Below are 12,884 nucleotides of genomic sequence, written 5' to 3' on the forward strand. Positions count from 1 at the left end.
AGTGGAAGTCATCCTGCTGAAGAACGTCGGTGGTCTGGGCAGCCTTGGCGAGAAGGTCAAGGTGCGCCCCGGTTATGGCCGCAATTATCTGGTCCCCGGCGGGTTCGCCGTGTCGGCCACGGCCAAGAACCTGGAAGCCTTCGAGGCCCGGCGCGCGGAACTGGAGCGCGAGGCCGCCGCCAACCTGGCCAGTGCGCAGGAGCGCAAGGCTGCCATGGAAGGGCTGCGCCTCACCATCGCCCGCAAGGCCGGTGACGAGGGCCGCCTGTTCGGCTCGGTGGGCGCGGGCGACATCGCCACCGCCCTGACCGGCGCCGGGGTGGCCATTACCAAGGCGGAGGTGCGCCTCCCGGCCGCGCTGCGTGCCGTCGGTGAGTTCCCGGTCACGCTGCGCCTGCACCCGGAGGTGGAGGCGATCATCACGGTGGACATCGTCCCCGGGACCTGATCAGGCGCGCCGCGCCCGGCGGGCTGGACGCCTGCTCATGACCCGACCCGGCGAACGCCGGGCCGGGTTTTTGCGTCGTTGTCGTTGTCGTAATCGTGGTCGGATTATTCGATTACGACAACGACAACGACAACGACCGCCTATCCGGGATCTCGGTTACCACATCAGTTCTGATCGCACCCATCTGCAAGGGCAACCCCTACATGGCCACCGTCCCCCCGAAGCCCCGCGCCGCCTATGTGTGCAACGCCTGCGGGGCGGCGCAGCCCAAGTGGAGCGGTCAGTGCGCCGATTGCGGGGCCTGGAACAGTGTGGAGGAGGCGACACGGCCGCCGCCGTCCCAGCACCGGGCGGCCGGGCGGGGCGGGTTCGCGGGTGCGGCGCAGTCGGAGATCCAGTCCCTCGCGGACCTGAAGCCCGAGGAGCGGGTGCGCACCGGCACCGGGATCGGCGAACTGGACCGGGTGCTGGGCGGGGGCCTGGTGATCGGCTCGGTAGTGCTCTTAGGCGGGGACCCGGGGATCGGCAAGTCGACCCTGCTGCTGCAGGCGTGCGAGTCGCTCGGCGCCCAACACCCGGTGCTCTATGTGAGCGGGGAGGAGTCACCCCAGCAGATCGGGCTGCGCGCCCGGCGCCTGGGGGTGACCGGGGCCGGGATCCGGCTGCTGGCGGAGACCTGCGTGGAGCGCGTCCTGGCCCTGGCGGAACGCGAGGGGCCGCGGGTGATCGTCGTGGACTCCATCCAGACCCTTTACACGGACCTGCTGCCCTCGGCCCCGGGCTCGGTCAGCCAGGTGCGCGAGACGGCGGCGCAGTTGGTGCGCTTCGCCAAGCGCGCGGACACGGCGGTCTTCCTGGTCGGGCATGTGACCAAGGAGGGGGCGCTCGCCGGCCCGCGGGTGCTGGAGCACATGGTCGACACGGTCCTCTATTTCGAGGGCGAGGCGGGCGGGCCCTTCCGGATGGTGCGGGCAATCAAGAACCGCTTCGGGGCGGTGAACGAACTGGGGGTCTTCGCCATGGGGGACCGGGGCCTGCGGGAGGTCAGGAACCCCTCGGCCATCTTCCTGTCGCGCCACGACCAGCCGGTGCCGGGCAGCGTGGTGATGGTGACACGCGAGGGGACCCGGCCGCTGCTCGTAGAGGTCCAGGCCCTGGTCGACGAGAGCCCGCTCGCCAACCCGCGGCGGGTCGCGCTGGGGCTGGACCAGAATCGGCTCGCCATGCTGCTCGCGGTGCTGCACCGCCATGGCGGCATCGGCATGTTCAATCAGGACGTCTTCGTCAACGTGGTGGGCGGGGTGCGGATCAGTGAGACGGCGGCGGACCTGCCCCTGGTGCTGGCGGTGCTCTCCAGTTACCGCGACCGCCCCCTGCCGCTGGAGCTGATGGCCTTCGGTGAGATCGGGCTCTCCGGTGAGGTCCGGCCGGTGCCCAACGGCCCCGACCGGTTGCGCGAGGCCGCCAAGCACGGCATCCGCCGGGCCATAGTCCCGGCCGGCAATGTGCCGAAGGAGGGAGTGGAGGGGCTTGAAATCCTGGCGGTTAAGACGCTGGCCGCGGCGATCGAGGGGGTTTGATCCCGCCACCATCTGTCGGATTCTTGAGAAAGCCCGTCTAATCGCAGGATTTCGTTTGGAAAAGGTCCTTGGACCGTGCTATCTTTTGGTCATGCCTGTCGCCGCATTCTGCCCTCGGGTGAACGCCGTGAAGCCGCTGCTCGCCGTCCTGTTGCCGCTACTCCTGCTGTTGCTGTCGCCCACCCTGGCGGCGGAGCCGGTGCGGGTGACGGGTGTGCGCGTCACGCCGGCCCCGGACAAGACCCGGTTGGTGCTCGCCCTGAGCGCGAAGGTTACCCCGCAGATCTTCCTGCTCGCCGGGCCGGACCGGCTGGTCATCGACCTCGCGGACGCGCGACTCGCCGCCAGGCTCCCCAAGCCCGCCGGGGGCGACCCGAACCTGAGCGGGCTGCGCAGCGGGGTGCGGGAGGGGGACGACCTGCGCATCGTCCTGGACCTGAAACGTCCGGTGGGGATCAAGAGCTATGCCGTGGCGGCGGCCGCGGCCCAGGGACCCCGGTTGGTGGTGGACCTGATTCCCGCCGCGGGGTCCAAGAATGATGCCGATGCCCGGGCCGACACCGACACCGTCACCGCTGCCGCCGTCGCTGCCGCGGCTGAGGCCCTGAACGCGAGCACCCCCCCCAGTGCCCAGCCGCCGCCGCGCACCAAGGCACGGGCGCGGGGGCGGGCGGCGCGTACCCTGGTGGTGGCGATCGACGCCGGCCACGGCGGCGCTGATCCGGGGGCGATCGGCCCCCACGGCACGCGCGAGAAGGACATCACGCTCGCCATCGCGCGGCGTCTGGCCGCCCTGGTGGCAAAGGAGCCGGGGATGCGAGCGGTGCTGATCCGCAACAGTGACACCTTCGTGCCCTTGCGCGGACGCATCCGCAAGGCGCGCAAGCACAACGCGGACCTGTTCGTTTCCATCCACGCGGACGCCTTCGACAGCCCGCGGGCGCGGGGCTCCTCGGTGTTCACCCTGTCGCGCCGGGGCGCCAGCAGCGAGGCGGCCAAGTGGCTGGCGGACAAGGAGAACAGCGCGGACCGCGTGGGCGGAGTGGACCTGGGGGAGCACGATGACCAACTCGCGACCGTGATGCTCGACATGGTGCAGAACGCCGCCCAAGAGCGCAGCGTGAAGGCCGCGGGCGCGGTGCTAAGTAACCTGAGCCGACTCGGTGCGACCCACAACCAGGGGGTCCAGAAGGCCGGGTTCGTGGTGCTCAAGTCACCGGACATCCCCTCGATCCTGGTCGAGACGGCCTTCATCAGCAACCCGGGCGAGGAGGCGCGCCTGCGCAGCGGCGCGCAGCAACAACGCCTGGCGGCGGCCATCCTGGCGGGCATCAAACAATATTTCCATCATTACCGGGAGCAGACCGCGGCACAGCCTCTGAGTGCCGACGCGCAGTCCGGTAATGGCGCGGGCGACGGCTGAACACCTTTGAGCCCAAGAATCCACAGATGAACACAGATGAACACAGAGTTTCTCTGAATTGTCATAGGCGTATCGCTGATGTCACGATCACCGGCAAGGCGAGTTCCCGACCAAGCGTAAGTCAATCAATGAATCATCTGTGTTCATCTGTGTTCATCTGTGGATAACCGCTCTTTCCAGGTTGAGGGGATTTCGTCCGTAAATGATCGCAACGGGTTTCTTTGGTTCGACTCTTGATCCATTCATCGACTCCGGCCGCCAGTATTGATCCGGACCGGGCGGCCCCAGGCGCCCTGCCGATCCGGGTCCTGCCCAGCCATCTGGTCAATCAGATCGCCGCCGGCGAGGTGGTGGAGCGCCCCGCCGCGGTCGCCAAGGAACTGCTCGAAAACAGCCTGGACGCGGGCGCCGCCCGCATCGAGATCGAGGTGGAACAGGGGGGGATCAAACGCCTGCGGGTGCGCGACGACGGGCGCGGCATACCCCCTGGGCAACTGGCCCTGGCCCTGGCCCGACACGCCACCAGCAAGCTCGCCGATCTCACCGACCTGGAGGCGGTGGCGACCCTGGGCTTTCGCGGGGAGGCCCTGCCGAGCATCGCCTCGGTCAGCCGCCTGACCCTGACCTCACGGGTTGCGGACCAGGGCAGCGGCCATGAGGTGATGGTCGGGCCGGACGGGACCCCGGGTGAGTTGCGCCCCGCCGCCCACCCCCCGGGAACCACGGTGGACGTGCGCGACCTCTTCTACAACACCCCGGCGCGGCGCAAATTCCTGCGCACCGACAAGACCGAGTTCGGGCACTTGGAACAGGTGGTGCGGCGCATCGCCCTGGCCCGTCCGGAGCTGGGCCTGCGCCTGCGCCACAACGGCCGCACCGTGCTGGACCTGGCCCCGGCCGGGGTCGACCCGGCCCTGGTGCGCGCCCGCCTGGAGACCCTGCTCGGTCAGGGTTTCGGCGACCAGGCGCTGTGGCTGGACGAACAGGCGGTAGGACTGCGCCTGTCCGGCTGGGTGTTACGCCCGGCCTTCTCCCGCAGCCAGCCGGACCAGCAGTTCTTCTATGTCAACGGGCGTATGGTGCGCGACAAGCTGGTGACTCATGCGGTGCGCCAGGCCTTCAGCGACGTACTGCACCAGGCCCGCCACCCGGCCTATGTGCTCTTTCTCGACCTGCCGCCGCGGCTGGTGGACGTGAATGTGCACCCGACCAAGCAGGAGGTGCGCTTCCGCGAGGGGCGCCAGGTGCACGACTTCATCTTCAGCGGGCTCAAGCGGCGGTTGGCGGTTGGGAGTCTGGGGGCGGTGGGTGAGGGGACCGCGTCGGCCGCGGTAGCGGGGCTGGAATGGTCGGACCCGGGACCGTCCGACGGGCTCAGGCCGCTGTCGCGAGCGGATCTCGGCACGGCGGCGCCGGGGACTGGTCGCCTCCCGCTGGGCGTGGCCGAGGGGTCGGCGGGACTCTATGCGGCTGGACTCGCCTTTCAACGGCCGGGGGAGTCCGGCACCACAGTAGCGGAGAGTGCCGCACCGGGCTGGGGCACGGCGCTCCCGGCGACGGACGGCGAGGCCCCGCCGCTGGGGTTCGCCCTGGCACAACTCGGCGGTGTCTATCTGTTGGCGCAGAACGCCGCGGGGCTGATCATCGTCGACATCCACGCCGCCCATGAGCGCATCGGCTACGAGCGACTCAAGTCCGCCTGGGGCGCCGGGGGCATCGTCAGCGCACCCCTGCTGGTGCCCGTCTCCCTGCATGTCAGTCCGCGCGAGGCGGACCTGCTGGAGACCCACGGGCAAGTCCTGACGGGTCTGGGTCTGGTGATCGACCGCCTCGACCTGGGGACGCTCGCGGTGCGCGAGGTCCCGGCGCTGCTGCGCGACGCGGACCTGGAGCGCCTGGTGCGGGACCTGCTCTCGGACCTGGCGGTGCACGGGGAGTCCGCGCGGGTCGACGAGGAGGTCAATCGGGTCCTGTCCACCATGGCCTGCCACGGGGCCGTGCGCGCCAACCGGCGCCTGACGCTCGACGAGATGAATGCGCTGCTGCGCGCCATGGAGCGGGTCGAGCGCGCCGACCAGTGCAACCACGGCCGCCCGACCTGGATCCAGGTGACCCAGGTGGAACTGGATCGGTTGTTCTCGCGGGGCCGTTAGCGATGAGTCAAGTACAGCTCCAGCTCACGAAGGTCGAGGCGCTTGCCGGGTATCGACTGCGTCTGACCTATGCCGATGCGCAGACCTGGGAGGTCGACCTGGAGGACTGGATCAATGTCACCGCGAGCCTGATGCCGCTCAAGGACTTGGCACTGTTTGCACAGGCCAGGCCGGGCGCCGGCGGTTGGACGGTGGACTGGAACCGCGATGAATTGGAGTAACTGTTCAGGTACCCTTGCCAGCCAGCCGGCTAGCCGTGTAAGTTTGCGCCATGCCTGAGCACCTGCCCGCACCCGTCTCCCTCGAAAGCCCGGACGCCGAGTTGGCGCGCCTGCGCGCGGAGAACGCGACCTTGCGTGCCCAACCACTCCTCACGGAGCGCCGCAATGCGGTTTTCCATCTCGTTTGGGTCGCTTAGCGGACGTTGGGCGAAGCCTCGGCCAACCATCCGCCGCGGAAGCCGGCGCGGTGCAAACCCGTGCGGATCGTGACCGAGCCGCGCAGCAGGCGCCACAGCAGGCCGGTGCGGAAGTTCTCGATCATCAGCACGATCAGGCCCTGGTCGAGCCCGAAGGTGCCTGCGGAGACCCAGCCCCCGTGCACGGTGTCGTTGAAGCCGCCGGCGCGCGCGGCACGGTCGTCGGTGGCGGACCCGCGCGCGAGCATTCGCCGGATGGCCGGCAGTGCGATCTCGGGTGCAAAGACCAGCGACGCCACCACCGACGGGCCGGCGAGCGTGCCGTCATCGGGGCCGTAGGGCACGCCGCGCGCGGCGTAGCCGTAGAACGACTGGCGGCGCCCGGCGATGCGTTGCCGCGGGGCGCGGGGCCCGTCGCCGGCCGACAGGCCCCAGGCGTCCTCCCCGTAGCCGACGAAGCCGCGCGGGTTACGGATGGCATACGCGCGCTGCACGTAGGTGGCGCGGCGGCTGTTTTCAAAATAGTCGCAGCGCTTCTCGCGCATGACGTCGTCGCGGATGCCGCGCAAGTCGATCCAGGCGTGCGGGAACTGGTGGATGAAGAGCGGTCCGGCATAGAGGTAGTCGATGCCGTAGAGGTTCTCCCACCGGTAGGTGCCGGTCCAGACCGCGAAGCTGGCCTCGGTCAGCGGATGGGTCGGCGAGCCCAGGCCGAGCGTGTAGAGCAGGATGGCCTCGCTATAGCCTTCCCAGCCGTACTTGAGAAAGCCGCGCTCGGGCCTCCAGCCGTGCACGACGGTGGCGCCTTTGCGCTGCGCCCAGCACCAGTCCACGCGGCGGTAGAGCGTATCGGCCAGCGCGCGCAACTCGGCCTCGTCCGTGGTGTCGGCGGTGAAGTAGGCCGCGGCGGTGATCATGCCGGCCAAGAGCAGCGCGGTGTCGATCAGCGACACCTCGCAACGCCAGGCGCGCGTGCCGCGGTCCAGGTGCAGGAAGTGGAAGTAGAAGCCGCGGTACCCGGTCGAGTCCGGCGTGCCGCTCTGGTCGCTGTCCCGGAAGAAGCGCAGCGCGGCCAGGCTGCGTTGCAGCGCGTCGGCGCGCGTCATCCAGCCGCGCTCGACGCCCACCGGGTAGACCGAGAGGGCAAAGCCGACGACCGCGATGCTCGCGTGTGAGCCCGGCCGCGAGGTATCGGCCACCAGGCCGTTGGCGCGGTTGGTGTGCCGGGGAAAATAGTCGAAGGCGGCGCGCTGCAGGCCGTCCAGCATGACCGCGTCGGCCGGCGTCAGGGGCTTGGCCTGTGCCGCGGGAGGCAAGACCGCGGTTTGCCTCAGGGTCGCACGCTCGATGGCGTTGGCGATACGGTTCTTCGAGACGACGCTTGGGCCGCCACGGCGGTCTTGGTGCTGGCTGAAGCGAGCGCCCGCGCCAATCAGCCGCCGTCGGCCAGGTGCAGCCAAATCTCATTGCGCCGCAGGAACCATGGCATGAACGGCGGGTTGTAGCGCGAGTAGACGGGCTCCCCCGACCAGGCGAGATCGGCGGCGCGCAAGGCGGCCTGTAACTTCGCCAGGTGTTCGTTGTAGTTGGACTCCGACCAGAACCCGGAGAAGCGGATGACCGCCACGCGACTGGGCGGCACTTCGCGCAGCTTGACCCGTGGGTCCAGGGGTTCGGGCGCGCTGGCCAGGGTCACGTCCTTGGGCAACACGAACTGCACCAGAAAGCCGCCGGGCGCGGCGGCCTGGGTGACGGGTGCGGTCATCGCAAGCTTGACGGGGACGGCCGCCTGGGTCACCGGCGCCGTCATCGCGAGCTTCCGCTCGCCCTTGTTCTTGCCGAAGATGTAGCCCGCCAGAATCGGGAACGCCTGGCCGCCGGCGTCGCCCGCGGGGCCGGGCACCACGATTTCGGCCACGGTGTAGGCGCCGTACTCCCGTACTTCGACGCCTGGGAGTGTGCGGACGACCTTGAATGCGGGCTCTTCTGTAGCGTGGCTGGGCATAGAAACGGCGAACAGGGCTAGGGTCGAGAACAGGGTGGCGACAAGCGCGGCGGCGGGTCCGAATGGTTTGGAGGCGGCAGGTGGTTTCATGGTCAGTGTGGGCATGGTCATTCTCCTTGCGCCAGGATGGCCTGTTGTTCGGGGTCTTCCGAGTCAGGCCGCCAAGGCGGGATAGTCAGTGTAGCCCTATTTGGAGTCGGGCGCGCTCAAGCAAACGGCGCAGGCAAGCGGGCACGCCACGCCGACGATCCAGCCGTAGATCGCGGCCTGCACCGACCTGCTGCTGCAACACCCTGCCGTCAGCAGCCCGAACCAGTCTGTTGTCTGCCGTACAGACCACCGCGACGCCGTTGCCTACGCTGCCCGGGTTTATTGTCGGGGTTGCCATTCAACCAGCAGACGCCTGATCACGCTCGGTGGCGTCTGGCCTCGCCCACATCGAGCGTCGCTGTTCACCGATCCATCCAAGATAAGGCTATCCCATGTCGCAAAGCCCCACAGTCAATCGCCGTATCGTCCTGAACGCTCGTCCTATCGGGGTTCCGACCGCCAAAGACTTCCGCATCGAAAGCGGTCCGGTGCCGCAACCCGAGCCCGGCCAGGTACTGCTGCGCACGCTGTACCTGTCGCTGGACCCCTATATGCGCGGCCGCATGAGCGATGCCCCATCGTACGCGCCACCGGTGGCCATCGGCGACCCGATGGTCGGCGGCACGGTGTCCCGCGTCGAGGTGTCCCGACATGGTGATTACACGGTTGGTGACTTGGTGCTCGGCTACACCGGCTGGCAGGACTACGCGCTGCCGGCGGGCCCGGACCGGCTGGGCTTGCTCGTCGGCACGCTGCTGCGCAAGCGCATCAAGATGCAGGGCTTTATCGTGTTCGACGACTACGGGCCGCGCTGGGGCGAGTTCGCCGGCGCCATGGGCGAGTGGGTGCAGCAAGGTAAGGTCAAGGTCCGCGAGGACATGGTCTTCGGCCTGGAGAACGCACCCGAGGCCTTCATCGGCCTGCTGCAGGGCAAGAACTTCGGCAAGTTGGTCATTGCGCTCGCGCACGATACCCATGAGTGGGATCGCCTCGGCGCTTAAGCACAGGTTGACATCGGCCCCCGTGCGGCCCAGATTCCGGAGTCAACTCCCAACGCCGGACCCCGACCGATGGATGCACTGGAACAAATCGCCGCCCGCTTCGCCGCCCTGGCCCCCGCCTGCGACTACTGGACGCTGCGTCTGGTCGAGGAGTCGTCCGAACACCTGGAGGTCCGCCAGGGGGTGGTGGAGCCCAGCGCCCTGGGCGAGTCACTGGGGGCCATGTTCACGGTGGTGGCCGGCGGCGGGGTCGGCTACGGGGCGACCAGCGACCTCAGCGCGGCGGGCCTGCGGGCGGCGGCCGCCGCGGCACTCGGGTGGGCGGCGGCCCACGCGGAGCTTGGCCTGTTCGCGGGGACCATCTACCCGCGCAGCGCCCTGCGGGCCGACTACCGCTCCCCGGTGGCGGAACCCTGGGACTCGATCGGCCTGGCCGACAAGCTCGCGCTGCTCCAGGACGCCAACACGGCGTTGGCGATCGATGAGCGTATCGTCGACTGGTCCGCCTGGCTCGCCTGGCGCCGCGTCCGGCAACTGCTCCTGACCAGCGACGGGGGGCGCATCGACCAGCTCTGGGAGTATGTGAGCCCGGGCCTGGCGGCGGTCGCCAACGCGGGGAGTCAGACCCAGCACCGTCACGGCGGCGGCGCGGACTGGTCGCAACAGGGGGGGCTCGAGCGGATCACCGCCGTTGGCCTGCTGGCCGACGCGCCCCGGGTGGCGGCGGAGGCCATCGCGCTGCTTGAAGCCCCCGAGTGCCCGAGCGATACCCGTGACCTGATCCTGACCCCAAGCCAGATGGTGCTGCAGATCCACGAGAGCATCGGCCACCCGCTGGAACTGGACCGCATCCTGGGCGACGAGCGCAACTATGCGGGGACCAGCTTCGTGACGGCGCAGATGTTCGGCACCTATCGCTACGGCTCGGACCTGCTGAATGTCACCTTCGACCCCGGGGTCCCCTCTGAACTGGTCAGCGGCGCCGCGGACGACGACGGCACCGCGACCCGGCGCGAGTTCCTGATCCGCAACGGACTGCTGGAGCGTCCACTGGGCGGGCGCCTGTCGCAGGCGCGTAGCGGACTCGGCGGGACCGCGAACGCCCGCGCCTGCGCCTGGGACCGGCCGCCGATCGACCGCATGGCCAATGTCAACCTGGAGCCGGGGCAGGGGAGCCTGAACGACCTGATCGCCCGGGTGGAGCGGGGCGTGCTGATGGACACCAACCGCTCCTGGTCCATCGACGACAGCCGCAACAAGTTCCAGTTCGGCTGCGAGTGGGGGCGGCTGATCGAGGACGGCACCCTCAAGGGGCTGGTGCGCAACCCCGGTTACCGCGGCCTCTCGGCCGACTTCTGGCGCAGCCTGGACGGGGTCGGCGGAGCGGATACGCGGGAGGTGCGCGGGGTGCAGAACTGCGGCAAGGGCGAGCCCAACCAGGCGGTCTATGTGGGACACGCCACGCCGCCCGGGCTCTTTCGCAATGTGGACGTCTTCGGGGGTGGCGAGTGAACCAGGAAAGCTTCTATCGGCTCGCCGGCCGGCTCTTCGAGCAGCTCCAGGGCGCGGAGCACCTGTTCTGCGACCTGGGTTGCGAGTCATCGGACTTTGTCCGGCTCAACCAGAACCGCATCCGCCAGGCCGGGGCGGTACGCTCGGCCGGTCTCGGGCTCAACCTGATCGACGGGGAGCGGCAGGCCCAGGCGTCCTGTGATCTGAGCGGCGACCTGGACGAGGACTTGAACCGCGCCCGGCATCTGCTGGGGCGGCTGCGCGAGCGCATCGTCCATGTACCGGCGGACCCCTATCTCAATTTCTCGACCGAGCCCACGGGCAGCGAGCGCTGGGTGGGCGAGGACCTGCCGGACGCCCGCGCCGCGGTCGCCGAGGTCATCGCAGCGGGCGCCGGTCTCGATCTTGTCGGCATCTGGGCCTCCGGGGAGGTCCAGGAGGGCCTGGCCAGTTCCATCGGGCACCGCCACTGGTACGGGGGCCGCAGCTTCAATCTGGACTGGAGCTGCTACCTGGAGGCGGACAAGGCGGTCAAGGCGGGCTACAGCGGGCTCACCTGGGAGCCGGCGGTGCTGGCCGCGAAGCTCGCGCAACTGCGCCAAGGTCTAGAGGTAATGGGCCGTCCCGCCCGCACCATCGCCCCGGGACGCTATCGCGCCTATCTGGCCCCCGCGGCGGTGGCGGAACTGATGAACATGCTCGCCTGGGGCGGATTCGACCTGAAAAGCCAGCGCACCCGTCAAACCCCCTTGCTGAAACTGGTCCGCGGCGAGCGCGCCTTCGACCCCCGGGTCAGCATCCGCGAGGAGCAGGACCGGGGCCTGACCCCCGCCTTCACGCCGGAGGGCTTCACCACGCCCGACCGGGTCACCCTGATCGACGCGGGCCGTTTCGGCACCTGTCTGGTGGATGCGCGTGACGCCAAGGAGTACGGCGAGCCGGTCAACGCCGCGGGCGGGGCGCCGCAGTCCGTCGGGCTCGACCCGGGTGACCTCCCGCAAGCGGAACTCCTGACCCGACTCGACACGGGCCTGTGGATCGGCAACCTCTGGTACTGCAACTGGTCGGACCCCAACGACTGCCGCGTCACCGGCATGACCCGCTTCGGCACCTGGTGGGTGGAGCACGGCGCGATCGTCGCCCCGGTCAAGGTCATGCGCTTCGACGACAGCCTCTATCACCTGCTCGGCGACCGGCTGGAGGGGCTGACCCGCGAGCGGGAACTGCTGATGGACCCGGGGACCTATGAGGGGCGAAGTACCGAGAGTGCGCTGTTGCCGGGGATCCTGGTGTCGGGGATCGAGTTGGCGCTGTAGAACGTAGGACAAAGGCCATCGACCATGCAAGAGATCGTCTCCATTCGCGATGCCAACCAGCATCTCTCCCGCTACCTGGACCGGGTTGAGCAAGGCACCGAGATCCTCATCACCCGTCGCGGCCAGCCGATCGCCCGTCTGCTGCGGGTGGACCCCCAAGGCGGGCTTTCCGACGCCCAACGTGCAGCCCGCGAGCGGTTGCGTGCACGCATGGAGACTGGCTACGCGCTTGGCGGCGTGCGCCTCGAGCGTGAGGCCCTGCACGAGCGCGGCGAATGACCGGGCAGCGCTTCAGCGTCGATACCAATATCCTGATTTACAGCATCGATAAGGACGCGGGCACCAGGCATCAGCAATCCCGGATCATCCTCGACGCCCTGGCCGATGCGGATTGTGTGTTGACCCTTCAGGCGCTGCCCGAGTTTTTCAACGCCGTCACGCGCAAAGACAAAATGTCCAGGGTCGAGGCCGCGGACACGGTGCGGGATTGGATGGAATTGTTCCCGGTCGCCGCCGCCGATGGACGCACCCTCGCGGACGCAATGCGCCTGCGCATCGACCACGACTTCGCATTCTGGGATGCGATGCTGGTGCAAGCCGCCAGGGCCGCGGGCGTGACCCGCCTGTTGACTGAGGATATGCAGGATGGCCGTGTCATTGGCACGATGCGCCTGGAGAATCCGTTCAAGGCGGGTTTCGACCTTCGGCTGCTTTAACCCGGAGCGGCGCGCTGATCGCAGTGCGTTGCCCTCGATAAACAAACCTGGTTTTGTCAAACGTGAAGGGACTCGAAGGCGTTGGGCCGATCACCGCACGGGTGACCTCGCAGACCTACGTATCGCGTTGAAGATCTTTGTGATCTTTGTGTCTCTGTGTGAGAACTGCTCTTTCTAGGCTCAAGCGTCGCGCGGGCATTCGGGCCGCTGGAGCGGCCAAGA

Annotated in this window: 12 protein-coding genes; 10 read left to right on the top strand and 2 right to left on the bottom strand. The window is 68.8% G+C overall.

Features of this window, described 5'->3' with window-relative positions; genetic code table 11:
- Window position 1 precedes the first annotated feature (1 nt).
- The 5 genes from rplI (at window position 2) to THSYN_RS13575 (ending at window position 5,825) form a co-directional block, all read left to right on the top strand.
- Window positions 2-448 carry a 50S ribosomal protein L9 gene (gene rplI / locus THSYN_RS13555; RefSeq protein ID WP_100919621.1) on the top strand — a complete coding sequence of 149 codons (447 nt, stop codon included), beginning with the start codon at window positions 2-4 and terminating at the stop codon, window positions 446-448.
- Window positions 449-651: 203 nt separating this feature from the next.
- Window positions 652-2,028: a DNA repair protein RadA gene (gene radA, locus THSYN_RS13560; protein ID WP_100922417.1), complete on the top strand. Its 1,377-nt coding sequence runs from the start codon at window positions 652-654 to the stop codon at window positions 2,026-2,028.
- Window positions 2,029-2,155: 127 nt separating this feature from the next.
- The gene (locus THSYN_RS13565; protein ID WP_216644757.1) at window positions 2,156-3,451 is read left to right on the top strand and encodes an N-acetylmuramoyl-L-alanine amidase; all 1,296 of its coding nucleotides are present in this window, start codon (window positions 2,156-2,158) and stop codon (window positions 3,449-3,451) included.
- A 236-nt stretch (window positions 3,452-3,687) separates the two neighbouring features.
- On the top strand, window positions 3,688-5,604 hold the full coding sequence (mutL, locus tag THSYN_RS13570) for a DNA mismatch repair endonuclease MutL (RefSeq protein WP_236848947.1): 1,917 nt from the start codon (window positions 3,688-3,690) through the stop codon (window positions 5,602-5,604).
- Between the two features lie 2 nt (window positions 5,605-5,606).
- Entirely contained in the window at window positions 5,607-5,825 is a 219-nt protein-coding gene (locus THSYN_RS13575; RefSeq protein WP_100919623.1) for a DUF2442 domain-containing protein, read from the top strand.
- A gap of 193 nt (window positions 5,826-6,018) precedes the next feature.
- Here the strand turns inward: THSYN_RS13575 and THSYN_RS13580 are convergent, their stop codons facing one another.
- A complete protein-coding gene (locus tag THSYN_RS13580) occupies window positions 6,019-7,338 on the bottom strand; it encodes a glucoamylase family protein (RefSeq protein ID WP_236848893.1) in 1,320 nt (439 codons plus the stop codon).
- A 116-nt stretch (window positions 7,339-7,454) separates the two neighbouring features.
- Window positions 7,455-8,132 carry an SOUL family heme-binding protein gene (locus THSYN_RS13585; RefSeq protein ID WP_236848894.1) on the bottom strand — a complete coding sequence of 226 codons (678 nt, stop codon included), beginning with the start codon at window positions 8,130-8,132 and terminating at the stop codon, window positions 7,455-7,457.
- Window positions 8,133-8,509: 377 nt separating this feature from the next.
- On the opposite strand from THSYN_RS13585, the gene THSYN_RS13590 reads away from it, so the two are divergent.
- The 5 genes from THSYN_RS13590 (at window position 8,510) to THSYN_RS13610 (ending at window position 12,662) form a co-directional block, all read left to right on the top strand.
- A complete protein-coding gene (locus THSYN_RS13590; protein ID WP_100919624.1) occupies window positions 8,510-9,118 on the top strand; it encodes a zinc-binding dehydrogenase in 609 nt (202 codons plus the stop codon).
- Between the two features lie 69 nt (window positions 9,119-9,187).
- The gene (locus THSYN_RS13595; protein ID WP_100919625.1) at window positions 9,188-10,630 is read left to right on the top strand and encodes a TldD/PmbA family protein; all 1,443 of its coding nucleotides are present in this window, start codon (window positions 9,188-9,190) and stop codon (window positions 10,628-10,630) included.
- Window positions 10,627-11,946: a TldD/PmbA family protein gene (locus THSYN_RS13600; protein WP_100919626.1), complete on the top strand. Its 1,320-nt coding sequence runs from the start codon at window positions 10,627-10,629 to the stop codon at window positions 11,944-11,946. Before THSYN_RS13595 ends, THSYN_RS13600 begins: the two co-directional genes overlap by 4 nt.
- 24 nt (window positions 11,947-11,970) lie before the next feature.
- Window positions 11,971-12,225 (top strand): type II toxin-antitoxin system Phd/YefM family antitoxin, encoded by a 255-nt coding sequence (locus THSYN_RS13605; protein ID WP_100919627.1) that lies wholly within the window; start codon window positions 11,971-11,973, stop codon window positions 12,223-12,225.
- Window positions 12,222-12,662, top strand: coding sequence for a PIN domain-containing protein (locus tag THSYN_RS13610; protein ID WP_100919628.1), 441 nt, complete (start codon window positions 12,222-12,224; stop codon window positions 12,660-12,662). The genes THSYN_RS13605 and THSYN_RS13610 overlap by 4 nt, the downstream gene beginning before the upstream one ends.
- The last annotated feature ends 222 nt before the right edge of the window (window positions 12,663-12,884 follow it).

Source organism: Candidatus Thiodictyon syntrophicum (assembly GCF_002813775.1).
GTDB classification, from domain to species: Bacteria; Pseudomonadota; Gammaproteobacteria; order Chromatiales; family Chromatiaceae; genus Thiodictyon; species Thiodictyon syntrophicum.